Below are 26,650 nucleotides of genomic sequence, written 5' to 3' on the forward strand. Positions count from 1 at the left end.
AAAAACGGCATTTTAAAGAACATAAATCTGCCTTTTAGCGCAAAATGGAATATAAGATGCTTTTTAGCCATCCAGAAGGAAAGCAGGTTATCCGCCCGGGCGTATCGATTGCTGGAATAACGGTTTTTTGTCTTGTTTTTAAGCAAATTAGCCGCTGGCGTTGGCTGGTCTATGCATTTTCCGGCAAAGCATTACTGAAAATTATCGATAGCTTGACTCTCCAGGCATAGCGATTATAAATAAATTGACTCTGCCGATACGGCAAGGCTATGACCGTCACTGGCTTACCACCTGGACCGATAAGGGAATACTGATGAAACTGTGGAATAAAACGCTGATTACCTCTGCATTATGCCTGGCGTTGTTTGGCTGCGATGACTCATCGAAAGTCGACAATAAACTGGATCAGGCCAAAGATAACGCGGAACAAATTAAAGATGCGGCTGCCGATAAAGCGCGGGCCATTAAGCAAGAAGCGGATAAGCAGATCGACGACATCAAAACGCAGGCCAATAATGAAGCGGATAGCCTGAAAACCCAGGCCAGCAGTATTAAATCTGAAGCCGACAAGAAGGCCGACGCGATTGCCCAGGATGCGAAAAATAAAGCGGATGCGGTAAAACAGGATGCGCAGCAAAAAAGCGATGCGATCATGAAAGAGGCGGGAAAAATTAAAGATAACGCTATCGTTGAAGCCAACCAGCTTTCCGCCGATGCCGCCAATAAAACCAAAGAAATAAAAGAGAGTATCGCGCCGGAGCAAGCGCCAGCACAGCAGGCGCCGGCCGGCCAACAGTAAATATTTGAGTGCTTACCGCGGCGGTATTGTCGCCGCCGCGATGCGTTTCTCAGGAAATAAACAGACTCAGTAATAACACCATCAACAGACCCACCACCGAGTTGATGAGCTCCAGTAAGCCCCAGGTCTTAAAGGTATCGCGCATCGAGATACCAAACGTTTCCTTAAAGAGTAAAAAGCCGCCGTCATACATCAAAGTAATGGTATTACTACCACAGGCCACCGCCAGGCACATCAGCGCTGGATTAAGATGAAATGCGGTAACCATTGGCGAAACAATCCCGGCTGAAGTAATTGCCGCAACGGCGCCCTGGCCGGTAAGAATACGAATAATAGCGGTAATCAGCCAGGCGATAATAAACGGCGACAGCGGGACGTGGCTCATCATCGTAACGATATGGTCGCCGACGCCGGAATCGATAATAACCTGTTTGAGAATGCCGCCGGCGCTGATGACGAACAGGACGTTGGCAATTCTGGCGACCGAGTCCGTGACGCAGTGGTTAACCTGAACGGCGTTCATACCGCGGCGGCAGCCGAGCAGCCAGATTGCGGCGCCGGTCGCCAACAGCATGCTAATTTCCGCGCTACCGAGGAACTGGAAGAATTTTGCCGCAGAAGAGGCCGCGCCAAACAGCGACTGAATCAGCGAAGACGCAATCATTAATATCGCGGGGATCAGCGGAATGGCAATGCTGACCGCAAACGACGGCAGCGCCTCGGCAGGTTTCTCCTCCTGCGGTTTAATCATGGCATTCAGCTTCATCTCGCGGATACCTGGAAGCCAGGCGGGTAACAGGATCCCCGCACAGAACAGCGCCGGGATGATCACGATAATGCCATACAGATAAACCTGAACAATATCCGCCTGGAAGGCGCTGACTAATGCAACCGGCCCCGGTTGTGGCGGAAATAAACTATGGCCCATGGTGGCGCCGACGACCGTCGGTATAACCAGTTTCATCCACGGGATATTGGCTTTGCTGGCGATGTTGAGAACCAGCGGCATGGCAATCAAAAACGCCACTTCATAAAACATGGCGATGCCGAAGATAACGCCGATAAACATCAAGCCGACCGCCAGATAACGGGTACCGCAACGCCTGATGACCGTATCGGCGATCTGCTGGCTGGCGCCGGATTCGGTCATAAATTTGCCGATGATAGCGCCGAATATAATGATCAGCGCCAGGTGTCCCATTATTCCGCCCAGTCCTTGCTGAACCATCGAGACGATTTTATCGAGGGGCACGCCCTCCATAATGGCGACAAACAGACCGGCAATTAACAAGGCGAAAATATTGTGGACTTTGTATTTCAGATTCATGATGACCAGTAGCGCAATACCGACCACCACCCATAGCAGAGCCAGGGCTGGAGACATGGCATCCTCCCAACAGAGATTTTATTATTTTCAGTGCCGGAGAACTCCGGCACCTGAGTGAAGAGCGGATCAGGCGTGCTGGTTTTCCAGCGCTTCCCATAATCCCAGCAGGTAAGTGGCGCCGAGCGCGCGATCGTACAGGCCGTATCCCGGGCGGCCGGTTTCTCCCCAGATAAAACGGCCATGATCGGGGCGAATATAGCCGTCGAAGCCGTTGTCGTGCAGCGCCTGCATCACCCGGTACATATCGAGCGAGCCGTAGCGGGTAGGGTGCGCCGATTCGTAGAAATCTTTGTCTTTTATGATTTTAATATTTCTGACATGAGCGAAATGAATGCGCCCGCGCTGGCTGAATTCCGCGAGGATTTGATAAACATTATTTTGCGGCTCCTCGGCAATAGAGCCGGTACATAAGGTAATCCCGTTTGCCGGTGAATCCACCGCGCGACACAACCAGTCGAGATCGTCGCGGTTTTTAATAATGCGCGGCAGACCAAAAATAGAGTACGGCGGATCGTCAGGATGAATGGCCATTTTCACGCCGACCTCTTCGCAGACCGGGATAATTTTCTCCAGGAAATAGACCAGATTTTCTCGCAGTTTGTCATCATCGACCGCTTTATAGCTGTCGAATAACGTCTGTACCTGCGCTAAACGTTCGGGCTCCCAGCCCGGCAGGGCATAGCCGTTGGCGTTGCTGAGCACTTCCGCAACGACCTGTTCCAGCGTTTTATCGATGCCGGCTTTTTCAAAAGCCATCGTTAGCGAACCGTCCGCCAGCCGGTAGTTCATGTCGGTTTTCATCCAGTCGAAAACCGGCATAAAGTTGTAGCAGATGACCTTAACGCCAAAGGCGGCGAGGTTACGGATAGTTTGCTGATAGTTGGCGATATAGCGATCGCGCTCCGGTAGCCCGATTTTAATCGCGTCGTGAATATTCACGCTTTCGATAACTTCCATCGTCAGACCGTTAGCGTGGGCCTGCTCGACTAACGCCTTAATTTTCTCCCGTGGCCAGACTTCGCCAACCGGTACGTCGTACAGCGCGCCGACCACACCTTCCACTCCAGGAACCTGACGGATCTGCTCAAGAGTGACTTTATCTTCGTCTGGCCCAAACCAGCGCATCGTCATTTGCATGAAAACTTTTCCTTACCGCGTTGTTTATAGTCTACTACCATACAAGTTAGATTAAGGATAACGACAATGCGGAGAGGGGGACATGATCGAACTCACAAAACCATACATCGGATGAATTGCACACGCTGACGTAATGCTCATTACAAGATGCGTAAAATCGGGTAAAGGGGGCGGTTAACGTGGCGGCATCAGGTAGAATTACTATGCTTAGAGACGAAGTCTCTTTTTTAAGTCGTTAATTTTGTTTGTATGGAGAGTGTATGGGTTTCTGGAGAATCGTATTTACTATCATCCTGCCGCCGCTGGGCGTACTGCTGGGTAAGGGCTTCGGCTGGGCATTCATTCTGAATATAATTCTGACCTTGCTGGGCTATATTCCTGGCCTTATTCACGCCTTCTGGGTACAAACCCGCGATTAATTACTGTCAATAATTTAGCGGCGCATTCGCGCCGCTATCGTTCATAGCGTGAAGCTTCAGCGATTAGATTTTAGCGTGCCTTTCAGCCCATGCGGTTCTGAACGCAGGTATTGCGGCGGTACGCTAACCTGGGCCCCCAGAGCCGCCGCAGCCTGCCACGGCCAGTGTGGGTTGTAGAGCGCTGCGCGGGCGATGGCAATCAGATCGGCGTCGCCGTTTTGCAGTGCATCTTCAGCCTGCTGCGGTTCGGTAATTAACCCTACGCCAATGACCGGAACGTTGATCTGCTGGCGGATTTCATGGGCGAACGGTAACTGATAGCCAGGACCGACCTGAATCGCCTGCTGCGGCGACAACCCGCCGCTGGAGACGTGAATATAGTCGCAACCCAGCGCTTCAAGCTGCTGGCTAAAGACGATGGATTGCGCCGTATCCCAACAGCCTTCTACCCAGTCTGTCGCCGAAAGCCGAACGCCGACGGCGATATTTTCGCTGACCGCCTCCCGTATTGCCTGGAAAACCTCCAGCGGGAAACGTAAGCGGTTTTCCAGCGAACCGCCATATTCATCTGTTCGCTGGTTGCTCAGCGGCGAGAGGAATTGGTGCAACAGATAGCCGTGCGCGGCATGCAGCTCTATCAGTTCAATTCCCAGGCGTTCAGCGCGCCGCGCGCTATCAACAAAGGCTTGTTTAAGCCGCGCCAGATCGTCATGGCTCAGCGCTTTCGGCGCCCGGTCGCCGTCATGAAATGCCAGCGCGGATGGAGCGACGGTTTGCCAGCCGCCGTTATCCAGCGCCAACTGACCGCCGCCAAGCCAGGGGGCAGCGACGGAGGCTTTGCGCCCGGCATGCCCCAGTTGGATACCGATGCGGGTTGTTGAATAGGCGCGAACATCTTCCAGTACCCGGTACAGGGCGGCTTCGGTTTCATCATCCCACAGGCCGACGTCCGCCGGGGAGATGCGACCCGCGGGCTCAACGGCGCTGGCTTCAATAATCACCAAACCGGCGCCGGAAAAAGCCAGCTGTCCAAGATGAATGCGGTGCCAGGCGGTTGCCTTGCCGTTTTCGGCGGAGTACTGACACATCGGGGCGATGACAATCCGGTTTTCCAGCGCCAGTTTACCAATTCGCGCAGGGCTAAATAGTTGACTCATATGTACCTCGTAAGCGTTGTGCTACCTGATAACCTGTAGTTGTAACATGCCTGGATGGCGGTCTCTTTTCCGTTGTTGCGCTTAAGACGCGGTTAGTCGTTATTCGCATGCTGATGGATCACCACTCTTCATGACTGAACCACAGCTTGCGCCGGCGGCCGCTGGCCTGCTGTGAAACCGATCTCGCCATCGCGGCGCCGATTTCCGCGCTGGCGACGAGGCCCTGAACGAAAGGGCGGTCATGCATCAACCACGGCAGCGCGCCGAAGGCAATGCGGCCGCGAGCGCACGCCGGCGCCTGCAGGGTGTAATCATCACCGATATCCGGGATCTCATCACCGCAGGAGAGAAGTTGCTGGCGCAGCGTCGGGAAAGGGATGTCTTTACTCTTCAGCGCCTTTTGGCCTCTGGCGTCAATAAAGACGTCAAATTCGCTGCGTTGGTTGTGATGGTGAATGACCGTCCGTTGTGGTTGAACTTCCAGTTGATAATCGGCCCCGAGCGGCAAAATACTAATCACCCCGGCCTCACGCAGCGCCAGCAGGCGGCGAATCGATTCCGATGGAATGGCCGCGTAATTATCGATAAATACCCGGGCGAGCCCTGTGTTAAAGCGTTCGTGGTCGCGTTCGTTAAGATGCGGCGTAATCATCTCAATCACTTCATGCAATCGCAGAATGGTATACCGCCACGGCACGGTATGCTGTTGCTGTTTGTTGCGTTCCACTTCCTGCAAATTGGCTTGCGCCCAGGCAAAGGGATCGTGTCGTTTTCTGTCGATAAACCAGGCGTCGCTGAACGTATCCGCGGTGAGCTGGCGTAAGCTTATCTGCTTACACCAGTGCGGCGCGGCGAGTTCCAGCTCCCTGACGATAAGTTTGAATACGCGATCCAGCAATCCCTCACTACCCTCAGCGATGGCCGTTTCCAGCCTCTGATGGGTGACAATTTCCAGCGGTTCATAGGGGATGGGACAGTAGAAATCGGCCTCGGGCAGGATGCCGTTACGTGACATCAGGGTGATATGGAGTTTATGACTCGCGTCATTAAGCCGAAAATGGACGCTCTCATCGGCGTCAGTCGTAAAATGGCCATGCTGAATGACGACCGCGACGGCAGCATCAATGCCGCTGAGTGAAGTCCCCATGATACCGACCCGGCAGGGGGCTATCTGCGCCTGCATCAAACCGCTCCAGGGGCTGGGATAATATTCGCGGGGGGAATCATCGTCCTGCGGCCAGAGATGTCCGGTGGCGATAACGGCAAAATCCGCGCGTTCCGCTGTGGGCGCATGATTAACCCACAGTTTGACGCCATCCTGTTCCGCCTTGAGATCGGTAACCTCGCAGGATTCGCGCACGCTAACTTTGAAACCCGCTAACCTGGCTTTCTCCAACACCGCCAGGAACCGATCGCGATAATAGTCGCCGAGGATCACGCGTGGTAAAAATTGCCGCTCATGTAAGGCCTCACGCTCAATGCCATGCCGGCTGAGCCAGTCTTCGCTCTGATTTTGTAGCCACGTCAGATAGGTAATATAGATGGGGGGGATTTCGATACTGGCGATATTCGCCAGCATTTGCGCTGAGTTATGCTCATCGTTATAAGGCATGCCGACGCCAGCTTCTTCACCCTGCTCGTAGAGCACTATCTCCAGCGGCTCACCCCGTTCAACCAGGGAATGAAAAGTATAGATCCCGGTCGGCCCGACGCCGACAATCGCCACTTTCTTCATCGTTATCCTTCCTTTGGTGTGGTTCCCGAACTGAAAGATAAGTGTGGTAGAGAAAATGACGAAAGGTGGAGTTATTTAGGCAACGCGAGGAAAAGTGTGCGTTCCTGGGTGGTGGAGGCTTTGAATCCGTGGTGTAAATAGAATCGCTTCGCGCTATCGGTCAGGGCATGGACCATCAGGGCACGTACGCCAACATTTTCGGCAACGCGATAACTGCGTAAGAGCGCATCATGGAGTAAATCAGCTCCCAGCCCCTGTCCGTGAAACGCGCAGTCGATCGCCAGGCGGGCGAGAATGATGACCGGGATAGGATCGGGCATATTGCGCCGCAGGCCGCCAGTGGCTTCCGTGTGATTAACGCTGCCGGTTGCTAACGAATAAAATCCCACCACCTGATGGCTATCTTCCTTGCAGACCACAAAGGTTCTCGCGGCACCCTGAGCCTGGTTTTTCATTCCTCGTTGTTTTAGCCATTGATCGAGAACCGTTTCTCCACAACAAAACTCCGCAATCTGATGGTGTGAAGATAGCGGTGCAGGCGCACTTATTTTTCCCATTGCGGTTTTCTCGCCAGCAATTTATCGAGAGCGGGGTTAGCTTCAACCGGCGCATCCAGCATGTCGATAAATTCGGCGTATTGCTCATCGCTTAAGTTAAACACCCGCCGGTCGAGAATGACGTTTTCTGCCGCCTGGCAGGCCATCTCAAGAATAAAGTCGGTCCGTGATTTGTGCAGAATTTCGGCAGCCGCATCAATCAGCGCCCGCTGGGACTCCTTCGCCCGGATGTTGAGTTGGATATCTGATTTCATCTTCTTTTCCCGTATAGCAATTGGTATACAGCTCATTGTAGAACAGGTGTATAGCAAATGCTATACATTCTGTCTGCACGGTCTATCAGGGGACATATACTTAATTTGAAACAAATTAGCATGCTAATTAACTTGCAGCCATACGATTATTGGGTGTATTTAACATATGGGTAACTTAAGAAACTTTACATTTACATATGCAGTTGGCCCTGCATGTTCTTTCGGCTAGCTGCTACATCTCCAGGCCGCTGTGCCAGGATAGGGATAACACGATGTTAGGCTGGACTTCACTACAGCGCAATGCCGCCATTGCCAGCTTCTTAAGCTGGACACTTGATGCCTTCGATTTTTTCCTCCTCGTCTTCTTACTGAGTGACATTGCCCAGACGTTTCATGTTGGGCTGGAAAAGGTCACGCTGGCGATACTACTGACGCTTGCCGTACGGCCTATCGGCGCGCTCATTTTTGGCCGGCTCGCCGAGAAATATGGCCGTAAGCCGATCCTGATGTTGAATATCATCTTCTTTTCGATTTTCGAGTTGCTGTCTGCTGCGGCGCCGTCATTAACGATTTTTCTGGTCTTAAGAGTGCTATATGGCGTGGCGATGGGCGGTATTTGGGGCGTGGCGTCGTCGCTGTCAATGGAAACCATTCCGGACCGTTCCCGTGGACTAATGTCGGGAATTTTCCAGGCCGGTTATCCGTTTGGCTATCTGATTGCCGCTGTCGCTTATGGGCTGCTATTTGAATTACTCGGCTGGCGCGGGATGTTTGTCATCGGCGCTGCGCCTATTTTGCTGCTGCCGTTTATCTGGTTCTGCGTGCAGGAGTCACCGGTATGGCTGGCGTCACGAGAGAGAAAGGAAAGCACGGCGCTGCTGCCGGTACTGAAAACGCACTGGAAACTATGCTGCTATCTGGTGGTACTGATGGCGGCGTTTAACTTCTTCTCCCACGGCACCCAGGACCTGTATCCGGTATTTTTAAAAGTGCAGCACGGCTTTGATCCGAAAACGATCAGTATTATCGCTGTCACTTACAATATTGCGTCGATCATCGGCGGGGTGCTGTTCGGTTCGCTTTCCGAGAAGATTGGTCGTAAAAAGGCCATTATAACCGCCTCGCTGCTGGCGCTACCGGTTATCCCGCTGTGGGCATTCGCTAGCGGTTCACTGATGTTGGGAATCGGCGCATTCCTGATGCAGTTCATGGTTCAGGGCGCCTGGGGCGTGGTCCCGACCTATCTGAATGAACTGGTTCCAGCGAATACCCGGGCGGTGCTGCCGGGCTTTGTGTATCAACTGGGTAATCTTATTGCTTCGGTTAATGCGACGTTACAGGCCACGATCGCGGAACATCATGGTCAGAACTATGGGCTGGCCATGGCAATCGTTGCCGGTACGGTGGCGATCATTATCGCGATCCTGACCTTCTTTGGTCAAGAAAGTCGGGCGAAGAAGATAAGCGGGGCGGTTGAGCAAAACGCCATGCAGCATGTGAGTCGGTAACCCGTTATGACGATGCGGGTAGCAATAGTCTACCCGCGTTGGATTAGCCCTGGTTAAGCTCGCCTTCGATAGATTGCAACCCGGCAATCGCACAGGCTTCGTCAAAATTTCCCCCCGGCGCGCCGCCGACGCCAACCGCGCCAATGACCTGATTGCCCATCTTAACCGGCACTCCGCCAGCTAATAGCAGAAAACCGGGTATATCGCGCAGGTTCGCGGCTCCGGCGTTGGACTGAGAACCTTTCATGACATTGCTGGTGGCATTTTTAGTGGTTAGCGCGGTGAATGCTTTCATGCGGCTGGCTTCGACGGTGTGTGGGCCAGCATTATCCATTCTCTTCATTAATAGCGGCGTACCGGAACGGTCGACCAGCGTGACGGCGACGTTATAGCCGTCTTTGGCGCAGGCCTGTAGCGTACTTTGCGCGATTTTATCCGCGAGCTCCACTGACAAATTTTTCTGGCTGAGAACGCCCGTTGCGGCGCTGGCGGTCGTGACCAGGCTGCCGAGCAGGATGGCGCTAAGAAGGATACGTTTCATGGTGATGCTCCGTCGTATTGAGTGGCGATAGGCCAATACTAGGGGGTAGGGAGCATGGCGACTATTGCCGCGAATACCGAACGTACCAGGTATTTTTACTTAGAACCACTGGCGATATCAGCATAAACCTTCAACAATTTGGGCAGCGAGTTAACTTCAAGTTTGCTAAAAATATTGGCGCGATGCGCTTCGACGGTACGCGGCGATAGCGAGCATAAACGGGCGATTTCCTTACTGGAGTAGCCCTGGAGCAGCTGCTGGAGCATTTCATGCTCACGGGCGGTAAGGGTGGCGAGTTTTTCCTGCAGCGGCAGTAATATTTGTTGTCGTTCAAGATGCGCTTTTTGCTGCGCCATCGCTTCGCCGACCACTTCGAATAACAGGTCGGCATCAATGGGTTTGGTTAAAAATTCAAAGGCGCCATTTTTGAAGGCGCGACGACATAAATCAATATTACCGTGCCCGGTCATAATAATAACCGGCAAGGTTAGACCTAGCTGGCGCCACTCATCGAGCAGCGTCAGCCCGGTTTTCCCCGGCATGCGGATATCCAGCAGCATACAGCCGGTTAATTCGGCTAGATTCCCTGCCTGATGTTGAAAAGCGTGTGCGCTATCAAACGCCTGCGTCTGCCAGCCAACGGTTGAGAGCAGCAGACTTAATGAATCGCGTATTGCCGCATCGTCATCAATTAACCAGATGTACTGCTCCATTACTTCTCCTCATTGCGCAGCGGAAACCATAACCGGAAGCAAGCGCCTTGTCCGGTGATATTGCTCGCTTCTATCTTGCCATTAAGACGCTGAACAAGGGTATCCGCAAGGGCCATGCCGAGTCCCACACCATCAGTACGGGTGGTATAAAACGGTATAAAAACCTGCTCCAGCGCTTCAGATGATAACCCTGGTCCGCCATCAGTAAGAGTTAAAGCGATACCGTTATTTACCCGCACGGCTTGCAGATGAATCCACGCGCTACCTGGAGCATTTGTGCTTTGTGCCTGAATGGCATTGCTAACGATATTATGCAGTATTTGCTCTACCCACAGCGGCGGCGCAGGAAGCGCGGGTAGGTCCGGCGGAAAATGGCTGGAGATACGAACTTTACCGGCGCGGATCTCATTATCCAGTAATTCGCACACGCGTAGCCACAGCGACGGAAGGTCCACCGGCTGATATTCGGCGCGCTTGCTGGTTAGCTTGAGACGAAACTGGCTGAGCAGGGCGTCAATGCGTTTTATCTGCAACACTGAGGCCTCAAGCAGTTCGGGGATCTTTACGGGATCGTTTTTTTTAATCAGGCGCACTGCCGCCTGGTTATAGCTCATAATGGCGGTTAAAGGTTGATTAAGCTCATGCACGATACCAGCGGCCAGCTCGCCCATGGTGTTAAGGCGAGTCAGTTCGCCATAGCGGGTGCGTAGATCGGCGATATCCCGTCGGCGTTTATTGGTTCGATACTGATTAACAAGATAGATAATCACCGCCCAGAACAGTGCCGGTGAAAGTATCAGCCACCACGGCAGTTGATGCCATTGCGGGTTATCACCTGCGCTAATGAGCAGAGGTTGTGTTGGGCTGGCGACAGTTTTCTCCCAGCGCCACCAGGTGTTGGCAGATGCGGCACCGTCCTCAAACAACGTGGTACCGTCCCAACGAATGGCAAGATGTTTGAATGTCTTTTTCTCATTGAGACTGTTAAGTAGGGTGTTCAAATCAATCAGCAGGGAGATGCCCGGAAGATTCAGCCAGTAGCGTGCGGGGCTTTGCGCGACGATGGGGCGTCGCGGCTCCAGGGAATCATAGCGCCGCCATTGCACGATCTGCGGCAGGATCTGCTGGACTTCGGCGGCATTTTGACCGGACGGAAGCAGGGGGATGATGGCATCGTGCTGCGACACCTTTACCGTGATTTCGCGATACAGGATGCGGAAGTCGGCGGAGCGCGCGTCATATTGCTGTTGAAGAAACCAGGCGCCAAGCCCCGTTGCGCTTAGCAGTGTGAGTATGAGCCAGCAGAGGATTTTTATCATACTGTATTTTTTACATGATGTTTTAATTGCCAGCGCCAAATTCGATTATGCAAATAAAATGCTGAGGTTTTTACAAACATAGCACTGTTAACGAGTTTGATGCTGCCAGCGCTAAATAATACACCAACTAAAGCGCCTATAAGCAAACCGGTATGCTCGCTAAATATGAATACCGAAGTGAATGCGTAAATAAGATTTCCCGCGGCTAGCGCGGCGGTCAGGAAAATTAGACCCAGATAAAACTTAAGCGCAGCCAGAAAACCTCGAGAGAACAGCGTCATCGACGGGAAGATCAGCAGACAGTAGAGTAAACCTGTGGGGATGATACCAGCAAAAACAGCATGCGCGGGCCAGGAAAACCATTGAAAGATGGCCCCCCAAAGCGTTAGCTGCGGCATAGCGAAACTTACCACGCTTAACAACGCGCTTGAGATAAAAGGCACACCTGCGGTATGCAAACCGACAGACGTTCCCATACACTCCATCAAGTCCATTTTCGCGGACTCTAGCTGCTTAAGATCCCGCTCCTTTATTCTTTGCTCAACGATGGTACCCAGTTTGAGGCTGTCATTAATATATTTCATTACGCCGTGCATTAGCGTCCTAATGGTTTATCTGATACGCATAGTACAACTTAGAGGTAGGCTTTAACAATATTATTGTGTGGCGATAAAAATGAAAACGTCGCCTGCCAGCGATTAAGTGTGACGCTGGCAGGCATGAAGATGATAGTGCAAGGTTGTGAGTTAGTCTGGCGAATTATTTACTCAACAGTTCTTCATATTGCGCCTGGAATTGCGGGGCGTTCATTGCCCCATCAAAGAGGCTATAGGTGATATAACCTTTATTAAGCCAGCCGGAATCGGTATCGTTCTCTACTGTCTTTAACGATTCCGGATTGATGGTTTGTTTAGCGCGTCCATCAGGCAAAATATCATAACCAATCTGTGGGGTAGGGAACATCTCATTTTCAACATAGTGCACACCTTTAATTTTTGATTTTGGCAGCGGCGGATAGTTAATGCTTAAGCCCGACCCTTTAGGCAATAAAGGTGTTCCAGAAACCTGTTTATGATTCAGCGTTTCAACAACATCAACCACATAATCCACCGCATCAGGCCAATATTTATGTGTACTTGGCCATTTATTCTTCATTTCATCTTCGGTAAAGATATACCCAATGCTGGCCGCAATCGCCGGGAAACCATAACGTACAGCCCTGGCTGCCGCACTTACCGTCCCTGAATTGACCTGAGCCATTCCGGTATTCGGGCCATCGTTGACGCCAGAGATAACCAGATCCGGCGGATTATTAATGAGTATTCCCCGTAAGCCAAAATCAACCGCATCGGCGGGTGTTCCCGGGAAGCAGTAGCGTTTATCAGCAGCCTTCTTTACATCAAAGATTTTACCCGTTTTGAAGGTAATGGCTGAACCGATGCCGCTCTGATTGGTGGCTGGAGCAACCATCCACACATCAAAACCTTTTTGCGTGAGTTTTTCCTGAAGCGAAATACTGCCCGTGGATTCGCAACCATCGTCGTTGACAATCAAAATTTTTAGCGGTGCGGCGCTTGCGGTAAAAGCGAATGCAGAGATCAGCGCAGCGGCAATACATGACTTGTTCATCGTAACTCCTGTTATTCATGAGGGTAACTAAAATGCAAAAAAAAACCTAAGGCCGCTCCTGCAACGAGTACAGAAACGGCCTTAGGTTTTGCCTGAAACAGTAACAATCCCAAGAGAGTTTAAAATACGTACTGCAGATATTAACGTCCAGATGGGAATACGGTTGATATGAGGAGGATCACAATTACATAAATCATCTCTATAGATTAGGTGCAATTCAAAAACATTAGTGATAGGGTCGACAGTAGCTGGATTGTTACTGTTTCAACAGGCAAAACCTACGTTTTCTTCTCCACCTCAATACCAGGGGGCTGAAGAGTACGTAGGTTTTTTTTTGGCTATGAAAAAGGATTCTTTAAAATGAAAAAATTATTTCTGGGTGTCTTAATGGCAGTTACTGCCATTACCAGTCCACTGCTGATGGCGAACACGAATGATAAAAATGACCAGCAGGAGGTCATCAATATTTATTTTGCGCGCCATGGGAAAACGCTGCTTAATTCGTTTGATCGCGTGCAAGGTTGGATTGATTCCCCATTGACGAAGGATGGGGTTCAGGTTGCTCAATATTTAGGTGAGGGACTCAAAGGGATAAAATTTGATCGTTTTTATTCCAGTGATGCGGGACGGCAGCGCGAAACCATGGCAGTGATTCTTAAACAGGCTGGCGTAACGGATTATCATTTAACAGAAATGACAGGCCTGCGAGAGGCGTTTTTTGGTGGTTTTGAAGGCGGTTATAATGTCGATATGGCCAATGCAGGCGCACACGCACTAGGAATGACGGACAGTAAAGCCCTTTTTAAAGCGATGAAAGCAGGCACGCTCTCGGTAAAGGAAAGCCAGAACGCGCTGGCCAAGTCCGATCCAAAACAGCTAGCTGAAGACTATGAGCAGGTAAAAGTGCGGACACAAGCTGCGCTGGCAACTATTGTAGAAAATGCTCAAAAAGAGGGTGATAACAATATTCTGGCCATTTCTTCAGGCACGGCGATTCAGATAATGATTTCCGATCTGACGGATGACCCGGCCAAAAATTTGCCATTATCGAATGCTGCAGTGGTGAAAATCACGTATCACGATGGTAAATACAGCGTGCCAGAAATTGGCACCATGAAATACGTTGAAGCAGGCAAGAATTCATTAAATCACAAATAATATTACAGTTTAATTTTCCGCCATAAATAAGCTATGGCGGATCTTTTCTCAGGAAATAAAAATGTTTAAGAACATAACTTCCGCGTTAATAGCGTGCGGGCTGGTTACGCCTGTATGGGCCGCTACAGACGCTATTTTTGATGATCCTTTTTTTACTGACTCACAGCTCACTGTCTCTGCAAAGAATTACTGGAAATATCTTAAGGAGGAAAATGCCAATCCTAAACATGTACACAACGCCTGGGGGCAGGGATTTTCAGCAGAATACCAGTCTGGTTATTTTGCAGATATTATCGGCTTCGATGTGTCGTATTATAGTGCGATAAAGTTGGGCGCCAGCGACTATTTCAACTCCCGCGGCGTGCTTTATAATAATGGTACAGGTAACAAAAAAAGCAACGCCGAAGGGTATTCCAAGTTCGGCCAACGTAACGTGAAGCTTAACTATACGCTTTCTGGGGCTCAGTTAAACGCGCGCTGGGGATGGCAGATGCTGAAAAATTATGGCGTTATTTCAACGTCAAACCGGCTTTCTCCAACAACATATTCCGGCGTAAGCAGTGCTGTAAGCTACGGCCCATTTACCATAAGAGGGGCGTGGCTTGAAAATTCCATGGACAGAAACTCACCAGATAAAAAGCAATTTCAAACCAATACCGGTAAATATATTAGCCACCTGGCAAGCGGAGAAGTTCTCTGGCGGGGAGAGAAATTTGATGCACAGTATGCTTATGGTGAGAGTAAAAACTACCTGCAACGGCACCTGCTGTTTACTCAGTTTCGGGCGGATTCGCAGATAACGATTGGAACGCAAGTCTACGGCACCCACGCGATGGAAAGTTACCGCGCAATGCCTGCGAGCAAACGGGATTTTGACAATAACGCCTGGCATTTTGCGCTGGACGCGACCTGGAAAGGTGAACGCTGGAATAGCAAAATGGGCATTGGCTACACCAATGCTAAAAAAGCAGGTGAAGTCGGGTTTTATCCACGCCACATGAGTAAAAATTCCCGTGGAACGTTTATTTCTATGGCCTACGCTGGCGATGATTACATGCGGGATGGGGAACTGGTGCTGGCGAACATCACCGAATATCGATTAACGCCAGAATTAGCCGTTGGCCTGGCGGGAAACATCGGGCAATTTAACTATAAAGGAAATCATGTCCGTACCGGAGAAATCAACGCCTTTAGCCGTTGGGTTCCAACGCAGTCCATGTTTAAAAACTTCACCTTTTGGGCGATGTTCGGGCCGGGATGGTCATATAAGACGCAAGGTAAAACGCCAGTCCTTACGGACGGTCATTATACACGTACAAACACGCTGTCGTCGGAAGTGATCATGGAATATCGATTTAAGGTGTTCTGATCGAGATGACATGCCGCTCGAAAGCGATGGCGAACGATGAGCGGTTAAGCCACCATGTTGATAACGATGTTTTAAGCGCGGGCAGCAAAAGTTGTTGTCCGCGATTAATCTGACAACTGGAGATTACCGTTGGCCAGTAGCCATGGGAAAAAGCGACATGTCAGAGTGAGGATATCATGAGTCTGGAAGTCATTCGAAACAGGAAGAACGACGATAGATGACTGTCAGTACGAGATTGGAATCAGCGTAGGCCAGCAATAACCAAAGCAAATCCACACGGCAAACGCCGTTATCGGACACAATCCACATTGGTGCGCATAATGTATATTATGTTAAATTCATCCAATCACACGTACCGATGTCCTCATCAGCCAATGACCTAACGATTTGAACCACCCCTTCTTAATTGAACAAGCAACTTGATCAAAACGAGTCGATGCAACAAATTCAAGATACTATTTGGTTCAGAGAGAATCACCTCAATCAACCGCCATCCCAACTGGCTGTTAAGTTCATTGGGAGTCACCTGACAGAGCTGGTAACTGACATCAAAACCATCTCAGGAGGATGTATGTTTAAAAAATCTATCGGTGCCCTTTCATTGTTTTTCGTTCTGACCCCCGCCGTTTTTGCGGGCAATAGTGAAAGCGAACTGTTGAATAAAAAGAATGTCATTGATTTTTATAATAAAGCTTTGAACGATAAAGACTTCTCCGCCGCCAGGCCATATCTCGGGGATCGCTATGTACAGCATAACCCGATGGCAAAAGATGGCGTGGAAGGCTTCGAGCAGTTTATCGCTTTTCTGAAGAGTAAATATCCCGACTCGCATAGTGAAATTAAGCAGGCGTTTGTCGACGGAAATAATGTGATTCTCCACGTTGAAGTGACCGGTCGTGAGCCTGGCGTTACGCGGGCTATCGTGGATATCTTCCGCCTCAACGAACAGCACAAAATCGTTGAACATTGGGATGTTACCCAAAACGTCCCGCCAAAAACCGCCAGCGGTAACGGCATGTTTTAAAATCCGGGCGGGATCCTTCTGCTAACGCTCTCGCTTTCCCTTATTCTCGCCCTTCCCTTGTAGGCAGATTCTCTAAGCGTAAAAGGAGAATACCGTCGGTATTCTCCTTCGCTTATGCGTTAATCACCCCGACATATATAGGTGGGATAATGTCGGTCCTGGATCAGCCACACCGATGGCGAAACCTCGGAGATGGTCAGATAGTAACGGGCGGTTGGATTGGCGAAGCTTCCCCATTGCTCATCGGGCGTGTTGTCATTGTGCCTGCGCCAGGTTTTGGTGTAGCTCAATACCACCACTTTATCATCCTCACGCCGCGACCAGATAAAATCGACGTCTCTGTCGACGATCATGCTCTGGCCATTTGCCCAGGCGGCCCCTTTATAGGCTGTCAGACCAGTGCCGTCGCGGTGAAAATAGAACTGAGCAACGGTATTAACCCGCACTTCACTGGCCTTACCTTCGTTGCGTATAAAATTAAATATGGTACTGCAGGCTAGTACATCCCGTTTACCAACCCCGTCAGAGCAATAATAAAATACCATTGCGCCACCTAATAGAAAAAGGCTGAGGCCGCCGATAAGTTTAATTTTCATTTTTCAGCCCCACTTTTATAGCGAATGGTTTTACACAAGCTGTCTTTATTGACCGGGCATGCGCCGATAAACACTTCATCCGCCGCGACAAGGGAAAAACGAGCGCTGAAATAATAGACACTGTACGCCTCTCGCTGGCACGCCACGCCGTTTTTATCCAGCAGCTCGGCTAATTTCGATAACACCAGCGGTCGCCCATGATCGTTAATAAGCCAGACGCTACATTTAGCTATTTTTTGCTCAATCGGCTTTAGCCTTACCGGCGTTGTTATATTCTGCTGTTGGCGAATAATTATGCCAATACCGAATACCGACGCTAATAATGCCGTGAATATCAGCCACCATTTCAGACGTGGTGGTTGCTTCCTCTTTTCAGCTTTTTGAAGCTGGGGTTGAGGTGCGCTGGTGTCAATGTTTTGCGCAGGTTGAAAAATAACATCCGCATCAAACCGAAAACCATATCGCGGTATGGTTACAATCAACTCATGATGTTCTCCCAACGCCTGGAAACTTTTGCGTAACTCACTTATCGCTTTGTTGAGATTATTTCCCGAAGGCGTAAAACCAAATTCCTGCCATACGCGGGTAATCAACTCCTCACGGCTAAGTTCGCTTCCTTTATGACGAATAAATTCCTGTAACAAACGCACGGCCGGTGCCGAAAGCGTTAATACGGATTCAGGTTGTCCAACAACACTAACTGTGTGAGCTTCAGGATCAAATAACAACGAATTGTTGCATATAAAAAACATATTTCACTCTCATCTGTTGCCGCTTGCTTTTAATCCTTGTAACAGCAGGCAAGAAAGCCCTTCTGAATTAGCTTATTTTTTCATCAGTGGGAATTTTCTTAAGCCCCTTAGGATTTGGCATTTTCTTTTAACTATACAACTTTAAAGCCTGGAATGCAGGATAAAGAACTGTATTTTTTGAGTTAACTAATACAAATTTTCACAACCCGCTGTTCCGGTTAAAGTTTCCCTGTCCTGAAGCGATACGAAAGCAGACGGTGTCGTGGTGTTAAAGTCGTACATGAACTCAGAGCAGGCAGAATGAATGTGAAAGTAAAAAACAGAGCAAACAAGTCCACTGCGCTTTATCTCGCTGCCCTGTCGATGTCATTTTTCGCAGAAATGACACAGGCCAATATGAGCGTTTACCCGATGGAACTTAACGTCGACAGTTCCGGGACGGCCCAAATCAGAGTGGCCTCTAAAAGCGATGATATTCAGTTCATTCGGGTGAGGCAAAAGAAAATTCTTAATCCGGGTACGCCACAGGAAAAAGAAGTTGAGATGGCAGCGTGGAAAGACGGAGGCGTGGTCGTTACCCCTGAAAAATTCGCTTTAGCGGCAGGCGCTTTACGTATTGTAAGGCTCGTTTCTCTGACGCCGCCAGAAAAAGAGAGTACCTGGCGCGTTTATTTTGAAGGTGTAAAACAGCCGGATAGCATTCTGCCAGTACAATCTTCGGGGACGCCGGCGTCGGCTAAACTCGGTGTTAACGTTATCTGGGGAGCATTGGTTCATTTGGCGCCGGAAAAGCCGGTGGTTTCTCTGCGAATAAATCCCGCGTCAGGAACTTTAAAAAATGATGGCACGTTGCGAGTACCGCTGAAAGAAATTGGCGTATGCGATACAAGCGATAAATGCCGATGGATTAGAGAAGATGCAACTATTTATCCGGATACTGAGCGAAAATTAAAATCACTCACTCAGAATCACGGCCAGAAATATAAATTCCGCTATTTCAACTGGATTAATAAAACAGCTGAAGAAGCAGACTTGCCCGTCGTGCAATAACACGACATCACTGTCAAAACCACATGTGGTTTGTTTAAAGAGCTAATGGAGCTCGTTTATAAATATGGAGATATCAATGAAGAAGTATATTAAACCTCTGATGATCGTTGCTGCGATGTCTACTGCGTTCAGCGCAATGGCTATTCAGAAGGATATTACGGTTAATGCCAACGTCGATTCCCAGTTGGATATGACCCAGGCCGATAATACGCCGTTACCTGCCAGCATCGATATGCAATATCTGCCGGGTCGTGGGCTGGAAAGCTACCGTCTCAATACCAAAATCTGGTCGAACTCAGCCACCAGCAACGTCAAAGTCCGTCTGGTTAGCGCAGCGAATCTGACCAATGAAGATGGCGCCGAGACGGTACCGATGACCGTAAAACTGGGCGATAAAACCCTGAACACTACCGATGCAGAATTTACCGGCAGCGAGCTGTTCCCGGGCAGCGTTGAAAACGGTTCTGCGGTCCTGCCGCTGACCATCTCTCAGACCACAAAAGGCATTCTGAAAACCGGTCAGTACAGCGGCGTGGTGAGTCTGATGCTGACTCAGGCGACCACCGCGGAAGGCGGCGCGTAACCCCACAATACGTATAAGGAAGTACATCAGAGGGCGCCTGCCCTCTGATGTCAGGATGACGTCGAGGCTCGTTCATGGCTTTTCACAGAAATGCTCTTCTTTTTGTCGTTTTGTTACCTGCTTCCGTTCAATTAGCCAGCGCCACTATCGTCGTACCTGCGGGTTTTGAAGATCTGGCGAAAACGCAGCGCCTGTGGACAGAAGTCAGTCTGTATGGCGCGTCGCTTGGCCTGTTTGAAGCCGATATCACGCTTGAAACGGTAACCTTTGTGGCGCCGGAAACGCTCATCGCGGCAATTAAGCGTCAGTTCAACGATGATCCTGCCTTGATCGCCTCTGTGACCGCCGCCCTTTCCTCTCCGCTTGCGCGTAACGGCAATCTCGCCTGCAGCAGCAATGGTTCCGCGGCGGGTTGCGATTTTATCGACACCAAAAGCGTGGCCCTGATTTATGACGAGAATAACGCCCGTATTAACCTGTTTTTCGACAGGCGGTATCTACCGAAACAAACGGCGGAAAATCAGTGGTATCAGCCTACGCGCAATACTGAGAACGCGCTGATCCACCAGCAAAATATCAACTTCGTGGCCGATGAAGACTATCAGTCGATGACCGTGCAGGGAAACGGCGCGCTGGCCATGACTGAGAATGGGTATTTTAACCTCGACTGGACCTGGCTTGGGCAGCGCTCTCGCCATCAACAGCAGCAGGAGATCACGGTCAATAATGCCTGGTTCCGTCAGGATCTGTGGCATGAATATTACGTTCAGTTAGGTGAAATGGATACGCGCGATCTCTTCAGCGCGGCCGGCGGCAATATCAACCTCAGCCAGCTACCGCTTGGAAAAATTCGCGGTCTGCGTACCGGCTCGACGCGAGCGTGGATCAACCCAGTTCAGCAGTCCAGTGGAACGCCCATTACCGTGCTGCTTTCCCATGACGCGCGTATCGATGCGCGCCGAGGCAATCAGCTGCTGGCCAGTTTTTATCTTAATGCCGGGGCGCACACCCTGGATACCCGTTCGTTTCCGGACGGGAGCTATACCGTGACGCTGGCGATTTATGAAAACAACCGCCTGACCCGTACCGAGCAGGTTCCGTTTACCCGCACCGGCATCACGCCATTCGACCGCGTCGAGTGGTTTATGCAGGCCGGTGAAACCGATAACGACGATATGAGCGACGCACGCAGCGCCGTGGCGCAAGCGGGCATTCGCCTGCCTGTAACTTCTACGCTGGCGATCACCAGCGGCGCAACGGTGAAAAAGAACCAGCGTTTTGTGGAGAGCGCGGTCGACTGGAGTCGCGGTTTCAATACCGGCCCCATTGATGGGGTACTCAGCACACGCTTTAGCTACCTTTATGGCAGCCAGGGCCAACGCGGCAATATCCAGCAAATCAGCTATAACGATGGCTTTTCACTGAGCTTCTATCGTAACGCCTTATCGGCTGATAACTGTGATTCCAGCAGTACAGGCTTTGACGCGGTGAATGGTTGCTACAGAAGTCTCTCGGTGATGTTCTCCGTTCCGGTCGGCTCGTGGTATGCCAACCTCGGTTATTCCGATAACCGCAATGAAGGCCGTTATGTCTCGCGGCGTGAATTACCAAATAGTGACGATCGGCACGACAATGGTTTGCCCTGGGAATCGGTGTACATGACCCGCTCCCGTTCGCAGGCGTGGCAGGCCGGACTGAGCAACGCGTTCAGCACCCGCGGGTTGAATATCAACAGCAGCATAAACCTGTTTATGCGTAACGATCATTCTGGAGATGGCAAGGATAAAGGCGGCTTCCTCAGCGTAAGCCTCTCGCTGGCTCATAACCGTCAGGGCGATGCCGCCAGCTACACCTCCGTGGGGGCCACGTGGCAACAGCAGAAGCATGAAAAAAATCAGCTCAACTATAACCTCGCGCATAACTGGTACACCGATGCGCGCGGTGAAAACGAATATGGTCTTAACGCATCCGGGATTAATAGCGACTCGCTAAATACTTCGGCCTATACCCGTCAGGGCGGCCGATTTGGTAATGGAAGTTTGACCGTCAGCGATTCGTGGGATCGCCAGGATCATCGCCACCGGTTCAGCAGCAGCGGTAACTACAGTTCTACGCTGGCGCTATCTCGTTCTGGCCTGTGGTTTGGCCGCTGGGGTGACGGACGCCCGGCGTCAGCCATTGCGGTCAACGTCGCAACGCCGGAAGCGTCACCTGATTCCCGCATTGCCGTTTCGCTTGATAACAGCGGTAGCGCCGATATCCCGGCAAACGCCCGCGCGTTGTTCGCCCTGCCCGGCTATCAGCAAACCACGCTGACTATTAATGAGTCGACGGACATTTCCCACGGCGCCAACAGTGAAATTACGCAGGGGTCGGGAAGCAGAACGGTATTTATGGTGCCTGGAAAAATGCTGCACAGAGAGGTGCAAACCACCACGCGCTACACCTGGCTTGGCCAGTTGACCGATGAACAACATACGCCGTTTATCGGCGGCATGCCGCTTAACGTCAGCGGCTGGAGCGATTTAGGTAATGGCGGCTTTAGTGCGGAAAGCGACAGCCTGATCCAGTCGCTCTACCTGGTGAAACAACAGCAGTTTTACCAGTGCGCGCTGAAGGTGAGGACCATGCGAGACGTCGTGCGCTATGTCGGCACGGTGACCTGCGAAGAACTGACTTATTCCGCGTTACCGGAAACCGTGCAGCAGCAGGCGCAACTGTTGCTGGCTGGCCGTACGCCGGCGGTCAGCCCAACGGCGATGAATAACTCTACTCTCTCTACAGGAAAATGATGTGATAACGCGTCTTTTGATTTTACTGCTTGCCTGCATCTGTTTTACCGAGGCTCAGGCCGCTAGTCCTGCCGGCAGAAATACCAGCGTGACGTTCGCCTTCGATCGCCAGTCTCCCCCTGCCCGCCTGGATATCTGGCTACACGAGTCCGGCGGTTATGATACGAGCGATCCGCAAAAATGGGGACGAAATACCCTGACCTGCAAATCGCGTACCGATACAACCTATGGCGCCTGCATGACCGCACCGGTATGGTTTTCGGCGAACCCGGCCGCGCCCTATCCGATAAACCTGCGTTTTACCCACGCAATAACCAACAAAACGGTGGACGTAAAAGTCTATGGCGAACACCGTATGTTTATCAATAACAAAACCTTTGTTTTCGCTAGCTACGTGAGTGGAGGGACAGAAAATCTGCCCGCATGGAACAGTGCGCCCTATTTTGATTTTTACATCGTCCGTAGCGAATTAAACAAACTCGATCAGGCCGGGATCTGGACGGCAACGCTGAGACAGGATTTGCGCGAATGGGGCACCGCCAACTGCGGCGGCGACTTTAATAACGTCAATATTGGCTGCCCAGGCTACCTCACCATCGCTAACTGGCAGGCTAACCTGCGTATTGAGGTGGTTGACCCGGGCAACCAGCAGATTTATTTACCGGCATTTCCGCACTCCACGCCGGTGGTGAACCTCAACCTCACCAATTTCCCGGGCAGACCCGGCGGCAGTAAAATTAAGGGCGAAAACTCGCTGGATATGTGCCTCTATGATGGCAATAACAGCACCAGTACGCGGGCATTTCTACGCTTTGAAGACGATGGGCTTGACGCGACCGGGCGTGCCGAAGGGGCGTTTTCTATCCGGCGACGGGGAGGCAGCCAGACGGACCCAAGAGATCGTCTCGATTATCAGGTGCTGGTGACCAACCCGACCACCGGCGCAACTGAAGTTGCCGCTAACGGCAAAACGTTGACCTGGGAGGGTACCAACAATCGCCGCTATTTGCGTCAGGTTGTACTGCCGGGCGGCCGCGAAAGCGTGTTATGCATCCCGGCCCCCATTACCCTGAAAACGCCCGCCTTTGCCGCCAGCAGCAAAAACGCGGGTGACTATACCGGTACGTTACGCGTTATCTATACCCCCAGTACGTTATAAAGAGGCCACTGTGAGTTACGTTGTTCTTGATAATAATCGCTTTTATGCGGAGGGGCTGCGCTACGCCCTTCTCCGTCGTGACGTTATGATGGAAGTGCATAGCGGCACGGTGCAGTGGCAGCCCTTACTGTTAGAGAGCACGACGCTGGTTATTCGCTGCCGTTTCTCTATCACCGGCACGCATCAGTCGCTGGTTGATATTTTGCTTTCCCTGGAAGCCCATTGCTGGCGAGGAACGGGCTATCTGGTGTGTAATGAAAAAAGCTGGGGGCTGGCCACCTATCTACGCAAGCGTTTTGAAACCTTAACGTTGCATATCATCGATGACCGGATTTCCGTGGCGGATGCCGCCTGGCTGTTATCTAAAGAGCCAAGGCGGATCCGCACCCTGCGCTGCTGCCTGACCGAGATGGAATTTAACGTCCTCGACAGGCTGGTTAAGGGGCAGTCGGTAAGATATGTCGCGCACATGACGAAGATGAGTGAAAAACAGGTCTCGACCTATAAATGTAACGCCCTGAAGAAACTCAATGCCAATAATCTTCTACAGCTTCTGGTGTAACGACTTGTCCACGCGGCATATCGCCACAATTTTCTCTCTGAGCCAGCGGTGAGCGGGATCGCGTTCCATTCTCGGATGCCACATTTGCGAGACGGTAATCCGCCGGCTTTTAAACGGCAGCTCAAAAAGATGTACCTGCTCCATGAACTGATGATTAACTAAATAGAGAGCGGGGATCATGGCGATAAGATCCGATTGCAGCGCCACGGACAGGGCGGTCGGAAATCCGGGGACGACGCTGGCGATTTTGCGTTTCATGCCGAGCTCGGCCAGCACATCATCGACGGACCCGTGCAGCGTACCTTCTGGTGAGGCCACCACATGACCCCAGGCGACATAATCCGCCACGGTTATCTCTCTCAGTGCGGCCAGTGGGTGCCCCTTACGCACCACCCCCACAAACCGATCTTCAAAGAGCCGTTGCAGTCGTATTTCAGGCCCCATATTGCTCTGGACGCCAATCTCCAGATCGACCAGCCCTTCCCGTAGATAGCGTGACGTTTTTTCGGGCTTAGGCGCAAAGCGTAGACAGACATTGGGCGCGGCTTCGGCTACTGCCGCAATGAGCGAAGGGCCAAACGCCACCACAAAACCATCGTTTGCCCTGATGGTGAAAAGACGCTCCAGATTTTGTACGTTGAGCGCTTCGGCCGCTGGCTGCAGCACCGCCTTCGCCTCGAAGACCGCGCGACGGGCACGATCGCGGGTCGCCTCCGCCCACGGCGTCAGCACCATGTTACGCCCGGCGCGAACCAATATCTGATCCCCGGTGACGTCGCGTAACCGGCTTAGCGTGCGGCTCATGGCTGACGTACTGAGATTCAAACGACGTGCCGCGCCCGCCACGCTGGCTTCGTTCAGTAATACATCGAGTGCAATCAATAAATTAAAATCGGGGTCTGACATGACCACAACTCCTGGAACATTCAGATAAGGCGTTTCATGCAACTATAGAATGTAAATGGTGCGCCTTCCGCCCGGTAAAAGCCATCTTTATAGTTTCGTCATCCAGATATCCTCTGCAGGAGACAACACGATGACACTTTTTTCCAGCCAACCTGGTGACGACGGGCTGCCAGGCCCGGCGCGAGCGCGGGTTATGGCCGCGGTAATGACCACCACCTTAATGGGCGTCTTTGATGGCACCATGGTAAACATTGCCCTGCCATCGATGGCGCAGGAACTACAGGCCTCAGACAGTACCGCCGTCTGGTTCGCCAACGGGTATCTGCTGGCGGCGGCGATGACGCTGGCGATATTCGCCGCTCTGGCTGCGCGCTTCGGCTACCGCCCGGTGTTTCTGGCCGGACTGACGGCATTTATTCTGGCATCAGCAGGTTGCGCGCTGGCGACGACGCCTGAGCTGCTCATCGGCATGCGGGTGCTGCAGGGGATCGGCGGTGCGGCAACGCTCAGTATCGCACCCGCCATATTGCGCTCCGTTTTTCCGGCGCGACTGCTGGGGCGTATTCTCGGGATACACGCTCTGCTTATCGCTTCAAGCTCCGCCATCGGGCCGGTACTGGGCGGCACGATCCTGCATACTTTGAGCTGGCAATGGCTGTTTGCAATAAACGTGCTCCCCGGTACCGTCGCCTTAGTACTGGCGGTCAGAGCGCTCCCGCGACCGACAGTTGACAGGCAAGCCGCTTTCGATACTCCCGGAGCGATATTGTCGGCGCTGCTATTGGGTTCAACGATCATGGCGGCGAATAGCATGCAGAGCGCTTCGCAGCATATCGATAGTCTGTACTGGACGTTGCTCGCAGCGATAAGCGGCACCGCCTTTATCTGGCGCATCCGGCAGACGGACAACCCGCTGCTGCCGCCTGCGATGTTTAAAAATGAACGCTTTACCCTTTCGGCCTTTACGTCGCTGATCGCCTTCGTAAGCCAGGGGATCACTTTTATTGCCCTGCCGTTCCTGTTCCAGAACGAGTATGGCTATAGTCCGGTGCTCTCGGCGCTGCTGTTTACTCCGTGGCCATTAGGGATAGTGCTGATCGCGCCGCACGCCGGCCGCTGGGCGGACTCAATCTCCGCTCCGCTCATCTCGACGCTGGGACTGATGATTTTTGTCGCGGGTTTAATCCTTCTGGCGATGCTGCCCGCTACGCCCGCCGCGTGGGATATCTGCCTGCGGAGCCTGGTATGCGGTATTGGCTTTGGCTGCTTCCAGAGCCCGAATAACCGGGAAATGCTGTCAAACGTGAGTCGCGAACAGGCGAGCTATGCCTCGGGCGTTTTATCCATCATGCGCACGTTCGGGCAGTGTCTGGGAGCCGCCGTGATGGGCGTACTGTTGGCAAAAGACGAAAGCGCCGTTCATCTTGCGCTGTGGATCGCCGCCGCGGCCTCGGCGTTGTCGGTGGCCGTTAGCGCCAGCCGACTGCGGAGAATAGCTTTTCCTGCGGGAGCGGAATAAGTTTGCGGCGCATCCCCGAAAAGAG

At 51.7% G+C, this 26,650-nt stretch carries 27 protein-coding genes; 13 read left to right on the forward strand and 14 right to left on the reverse strand.

The genetic code is table 11. The features are described from left to right. Positions 1-56 precede the first annotated feature (56 nt). Complete coding sequence (locus AC2CGP_RS01525) at positions 57-230, forward strand: hypothetical protein (protein WP_020078890.1); 174 nt, start codon at positions 57-59, stop codon at positions 228-230. Positions 231-313: 83 nt separating this feature from the next. Beyond that, positions 314-799, forward strand: coding sequence for a lipoprotein (locus AC2CGP_RS01530; RefSeq protein ID WP_015366666.1), 486 nt, complete (start codon positions 314-316; stop codon positions 797-799). 49 nt (positions 800-848) lie between these two features. On the opposite strand, the gene AC2CGP_RS01535 is transcribed toward AC2CGP_RS01530, so the two are convergent. Both AC2CGP_RS01535 and uxuA read right to left on the reverse strand, forming a co-directional pair. After that, positions 849-2,183, reverse strand: a complete 1,335-nt coding sequence (locus AC2CGP_RS01535) for a gluconate:H+ symporter (RefSeq protein ID WP_032708012.1) — start codon at positions 2,181-2,183, stop codon at positions 849-851. Between the two features lie 69 nt (positions 2,184-2,252). Then, complete coding sequence (uxuA, locus tag AC2CGP_RS01540; protein WP_045365882.1) at positions 2,253-3,323, reverse strand: mannonate dehydratase; 1,071 nt, start codon at positions 3,321-3,323, stop codon at positions 2,253-2,255. A gap of 260 nt (positions 3,324-3,583) precedes the next feature. Between uxuA and AC2CGP_RS01545 the strand changes: the two genes are divergently transcribed. Further along, a complete protein-coding gene (locus AC2CGP_RS01545; RefSeq protein ID WP_002903230.1) occupies positions 3,584-3,742 on the forward strand; it encodes a YqaE/Pmp3 family membrane protein in 159 nt (52 codons plus the stop codon). A gap of 56 nt (positions 3,743-3,798) precedes the next feature. On the opposite strand, the gene AC2CGP_RS01550 is transcribed toward AC2CGP_RS01545, so the two are convergent. The 4 genes from AC2CGP_RS01550 to AC2CGP_RS01565 form a co-directional block, all read right to left on the reverse strand. Beyond that, positions 3,799-4,899 carry an NADH:flavin oxidoreductase/NADH oxidase gene (locus AC2CGP_RS01550; protein WP_045365887.1) on the reverse strand — a complete coding sequence of 367 codons (1,101 nt, stop codon included), beginning with the start codon at positions 4,897-4,899 and terminating at the stop codon, positions 3,799-3,801. 118 nt (positions 4,900-5,017) lie between these two features. Then, positions 5,018-6,634, reverse strand: a complete 1,617-nt coding sequence (locus AC2CGP_RS01555) for an FAD-NAD(P)-binding protein (RefSeq protein ID WP_484502232.1) — start codon at positions 6,632-6,634, stop codon at positions 5,018-5,020. A gap of 71 nt (positions 6,635-6,705) precedes the next feature. Continuing rightward, complete coding sequence (locus tag AC2CGP_RS01560) at positions 6,706-7,191, reverse strand: GNAT family N-acetyltransferase (RefSeq protein WP_026612320.1); 486 nt, start codon at positions 7,189-7,191, stop codon at positions 6,706-6,708. Next, positions 7,179-7,445, reverse strand: a complete 267-nt coding sequence (locus AC2CGP_RS01565; RefSeq protein WP_015705366.1) for a type II toxin-antitoxin system TacA family antitoxin — start codon at positions 7,443-7,445, stop codon at positions 7,179-7,181. The genes AC2CGP_RS01560 and AC2CGP_RS01565 overlap by 13 nt, the downstream gene beginning before the upstream one ends. A gap of 272 nt (positions 7,446-7,717) precedes the next feature. On the opposite strand from AC2CGP_RS01565, the gene AC2CGP_RS01570 reads away from it, so the two are divergent. Then, positions 7,718-8,953 (forward strand): MFS transporter, encoded by a 1,236-nt coding sequence (locus tag AC2CGP_RS01570; RefSeq protein ID WP_020078885.1) that lies wholly within the window; start codon positions 7,718-7,720, stop codon positions 8,951-8,953. 43 nt (positions 8,954-8,996) lie between these two features. On the opposite strand, the gene AC2CGP_RS01575 is transcribed toward AC2CGP_RS01570, so the two are convergent. The 5 genes from AC2CGP_RS01575 to surE all read right to left on the reverse strand — a co-directional run bounded on the left by AC2CGP_RS01575 (position 8,997) and on the right by surE (position 13,155). Next, positions 8,997-9,494: a GlcG/HbpS family heme-binding protein gene (locus tag AC2CGP_RS01575; RefSeq protein WP_015705368.1), complete on the reverse strand. Its 498-nt coding sequence runs from the start codon at positions 9,492-9,494 to the stop codon at positions 8,997-8,999. 95 nt (positions 9,495-9,589) lie between these two features. After that, complete coding sequence (locus AC2CGP_RS01580; RefSeq protein ID WP_045360840.1) at positions 9,590-10,207, reverse strand: response regulator transcription factor; 618 nt, start codon at positions 10,205-10,207, stop codon at positions 9,590-9,592. Continuing rightward, positions 10,207-11,526 carry a sensor histidine kinase gene (locus AC2CGP_RS01585; protein WP_086631049.1) on the reverse strand — a complete coding sequence of 440 codons (1,320 nt, stop codon included), beginning with the start codon at positions 11,524-11,526 and terminating at the stop codon, positions 10,207-10,209. The genes AC2CGP_RS01580 and AC2CGP_RS01585 overlap by 1 nt, the downstream gene beginning before the upstream one ends. Continuing rightward, a complete protein-coding gene (locus AC2CGP_RS01590; protein ID WP_045365901.1) occupies positions 11,523-12,110 on the reverse strand; it encodes a hypothetical protein in 588 nt (195 codons plus the stop codon). The genes AC2CGP_RS01585 and AC2CGP_RS01590 overlap by 4 nt, the downstream gene beginning before the upstream one ends. A gap of 175 nt (positions 12,111-12,285) precedes the next feature. Then, positions 12,286-13,155: a 5'/3'-nucleotidase SurE gene (gene surE / locus AC2CGP_RS01595; RefSeq protein ID WP_020078881.1), complete on the reverse strand. Its 870-nt coding sequence runs from the start codon at positions 13,153-13,155 to the stop codon at positions 12,286-12,288. 360 nt (positions 13,156-13,515) lie between these two features. Between surE and AC2CGP_RS01600 the strand changes: the two genes are divergently transcribed. The 3 genes from AC2CGP_RS01600 (at position 13,516) to AC2CGP_RS01610 (ending at position 16,706) form a co-directional block, all read left to right on the forward strand. Then, positions 13,516-14,313 (forward strand): histidine phosphatase family protein, encoded by a 798-nt coding sequence (locus AC2CGP_RS01600; RefSeq protein WP_015366653.1) that lies wholly within the window; start codon positions 13,516-13,518, stop codon positions 14,311-14,313. A gap of 61 nt (positions 14,314-14,374) precedes the next feature. Continuing rightward, the gene (locus AC2CGP_RS01605) at positions 14,375-15,682 is read left to right on the forward strand and encodes an OprD family outer membrane porin (RefSeq protein WP_020078880.1); all 1,308 of its coding nucleotides are present in this window, start codon (positions 14,375-14,377) and stop codon (positions 15,680-15,682) included. A 571-nt stretch (positions 15,683-16,253) separates the two neighbouring features. Beyond that, positions 16,254-16,706: a nuclear transport factor 2 family protein gene (locus AC2CGP_RS01610; RefSeq protein WP_047056813.1), complete on the forward strand. Its 453-nt coding sequence runs from the start codon at positions 16,254-16,256 to the stop codon at positions 16,704-16,706. A gap of 119 nt (positions 16,707-16,825) precedes the next feature. On the opposite strand, the gene AC2CGP_RS01615 is transcribed toward AC2CGP_RS01610, so the two are convergent. Both AC2CGP_RS01615 and AC2CGP_RS01620 read right to left on the reverse strand, forming a co-directional pair. Then, a complete protein-coding gene (locus AC2CGP_RS01615) occupies positions 16,826-17,302 on the reverse strand; it encodes a hypothetical protein (protein ID WP_047038576.1) in 477 nt (158 codons plus the stop codon). Continuing rightward, positions 17,299-18,054: a winged helix-turn-helix domain-containing protein gene (locus AC2CGP_RS01620; protein ID WP_046884062.1), complete on the reverse strand. Its 756-nt coding sequence runs from the start codon at positions 18,052-18,054 to the stop codon at positions 17,299-17,301. Before AC2CGP_RS01620 ends, AC2CGP_RS01615 begins: the two co-directional genes overlap by 4 nt. Positions 18,055-18,360: 306 nt before the next feature. Between AC2CGP_RS01620 and AC2CGP_RS01625 the strand changes: the two genes are divergently transcribed. From AC2CGP_RS01625 to AC2CGP_RS01645, 5 genes are all read left to right on the forward strand, one after another. Next, positions 18,361-19,104: a fimbrial protein gene (locus AC2CGP_RS01625; RefSeq protein WP_445468318.1), complete on the forward strand. Its 744-nt coding sequence runs from the start codon at positions 18,361-18,363 to the stop codon at positions 19,102-19,104. Between the two features lie 76 nt (positions 19,105-19,180). Continuing rightward, positions 19,181-19,687 (forward strand): CS1 type fimbrial major subunit, encoded by a 507-nt coding sequence (locus AC2CGP_RS01630; RefSeq protein WP_015366620.1) that lies wholly within the window; start codon positions 19,181-19,183, stop codon positions 19,685-19,687. 74 nt (positions 19,688-19,761) lie between these two features. Then, complete coding sequence (locus AC2CGP_RS01635) at positions 19,762-22,479, forward strand: TcfC E-set like domain-containing protein (protein ID WP_484502233.1); 2,718 nt, start codon at positions 19,762-19,764, stop codon at positions 22,477-22,479. Between the two features lies 1 nt (position 22,480). After that, the gene (locus AC2CGP_RS01640; protein ID WP_213759270.1) at positions 22,481-23,638 is read left to right on the forward strand and encodes a CfaE/CblD family pilus tip adhesin; all 1,158 of its coding nucleotides are present in this window, start codon (positions 22,481-22,483) and stop codon (positions 23,636-23,638) included. 10 nt (positions 23,639-23,648) lie between these two features. Beyond that, on the forward strand, positions 23,649-24,200 hold the full coding sequence (locus tag AC2CGP_RS01645) for a LuxR C-terminal-related transcriptional regulator (RefSeq protein ID WP_045413941.1): 552 nt from the start codon (positions 23,649-23,651) through the stop codon (positions 24,198-24,200). Here AC2CGP_RS01645 and AC2CGP_RS01650 read toward each other — a convergent pair. After that, the gene (locus AC2CGP_RS01650) at positions 24,183-25,106 is read right to left on the reverse strand and encodes a LysR family transcriptional regulator (RefSeq protein WP_032714485.1); all 924 of its coding nucleotides are present in this window, start codon (positions 25,104-25,106) and stop codon (positions 24,183-24,185) included. The genes AC2CGP_RS01645 and AC2CGP_RS01650 overlap by 18 nt on opposite strands. Before the next feature lie 130 nt (positions 25,107-25,236). Between AC2CGP_RS01650 and AC2CGP_RS01655 the strand changes: the two genes are divergently transcribed. Next, complete coding sequence (locus AC2CGP_RS01655; protein WP_015366615.1) at positions 25,237-26,625, forward strand: MFS transporter; 1,389 nt, start codon at positions 25,237-25,239, stop codon at positions 26,623-26,625. The last annotated feature ends 25 nt before the right edge of the window (positions 26,626-26,650 follow it).

Source organism: Klebsiella sp. SYXHC3 (assembly GCF_057196925.1).

Bases quoted from the DNA above. Each gene is read 5' to 3' on its own strand.
- AC2CGP_RS01525 (WP_020078890.1), top strand. From the start codon at position 57: ATGCTTTTTAGCCATCCAGAAGGAAAGCAGGTTATCCGCCCGGGCGTA.
- AC2CGP_RS01530 (WP_015366666.1), top strand. From the start codon at position 314: ATGAAACTGTGGAATAAAACGCTGATTACCTCTGCATTATGCCTGGCG.
- AC2CGP_RS01535 (WP_032708012.1), bottom strand. From the start codon at position 2,183: ATGTCTCCAGCCCTGGCTCTGCTATGGGTGGTGGTCGGTATTGCGCTA.
- uxuA (WP_045365882.1), bottom strand. From the start codon at position 3,323: ATGCAAATGACGATGCGCTGGTTTGGGCCAGACGAAGATAAAGTCACT.
- AC2CGP_RS01545 (WP_002903230.1), top strand. From the start codon at position 3,584: ATGGGTTTCTGGAGAATCGTATTTACTATCATCCTGCCGCCGCTGGGC.
- AC2CGP_RS01550 (WP_045365887.1), bottom strand. From the start codon at position 4,899: ATGAGTCAACTATTTAGCCCTGCGCGAATTGGTAAACTGGCGCTGGAA.
- AC2CGP_RS01555 (WP_484502232.1), bottom strand. From the start codon at position 6,634: ATGAAGAAAGTGGCGATTGTCGGCGTCGGGCCGACCGGGATCTATACT.
- AC2CGP_RS01560 (WP_026612320.1), bottom strand. From the start codon at position 7,191: ATGGGAAAAATAAGTGCGCCTGCACCGCTATCTTCACACCATCAGATT.
- AC2CGP_RS01565 (WP_015705366.1), bottom strand. From the start codon at position 7,445: ATGAAATCAGATATCCAACTCAACATCCGGGCGAAGGAGTCCCAGCGG.
- AC2CGP_RS01570 (WP_020078885.1), top strand. From the start codon at position 7,718: ATGTTAGGCTGGACTTCACTACAGCGCAATGCCGCCATTGCCAGCTTC.
- AC2CGP_RS01575 (WP_015705368.1), bottom strand. From the start codon at position 9,494: ATGAAACGTATCCTTCTTAGCGCCATCCTGCTCGGCAGCCTGGTCACG.
- AC2CGP_RS01580 (WP_045360840.1), bottom strand. From the start codon at position 10,207: ATGGAGCAGTACATCTGGTTAATTGATGACGATGCGGCAATACGCGAT.
- AC2CGP_RS01585 (WP_086631049.1), bottom strand. From the start codon at position 11,526: ATGATAAAAATCCTCTGCTGGCTCATACTCACACTGCTAAGCGCAACG.
- AC2CGP_RS01590 (WP_045365901.1), bottom strand. From the start codon at position 12,110: ATGAAATATATTAATGACAGCCTCAAACTGGGTACCATCGTTGAGCAA.
- surE (WP_020078881.1), bottom strand. From the start codon at position 13,155: ATGAACAAGTCATGTATTGCCGCTGCGCTGATCTCTGCATTCGCTTTT.
- AC2CGP_RS01600 (WP_015366653.1), top strand. From the start codon at position 13,516: ATGAAAAAATTATTTCTGGGTGTCTTAATGGCAGTTACTGCCATTACC.
- AC2CGP_RS01605 (WP_020078880.1), top strand. From the start codon at position 14,375: ATGTTTAAGAACATAACTTCCGCGTTAATAGCGTGCGGGCTGGTTACG.
- AC2CGP_RS01610 (WP_047056813.1), top strand. From the start codon at position 16,254: ATGTTTAAAAAATCTATCGGTGCCCTTTCATTGTTTTTCGTTCTGACC.
- AC2CGP_RS01615 (WP_047038576.1), bottom strand. From the start codon at position 17,302: ATGAAAATTAAACTTATCGGCGGCCTCAGCCTTTTTCTATTAGGTGGC.
- AC2CGP_RS01620 (WP_046884062.1), bottom strand. From the start codon at position 18,054: ATGTTTTTTATATGCAACAATTCGTTGTTATTTGATCCTGAAGCTCAC.
- AC2CGP_RS01630 (WP_015366620.1), top strand. From the start codon at position 19,181: ATGAAGAAGTATATTAAACCTCTGATGATCGTTGCTGCGATGTCTACT.
- AC2CGP_RS01635 (WP_484502233.1), top strand. From the start codon at position 19,762: ATGGCTTTTCACAGAAATGCTCTTCTTTTTGTCGTTTTGTTACCTGCT.
- AC2CGP_RS01650 (WP_032714485.1), bottom strand. From the start codon at position 25,106: ATGTCAGACCCCGATTTTAATTTATTGATTGCACTCGATGTATTACTG.
- AC2CGP_RS01655 (WP_015366615.1), top strand. From the start codon at position 25,237: ATGACACTTTTTTCCAGCCAACCTGGTGACGACGGGCTGCCAGGCCCG.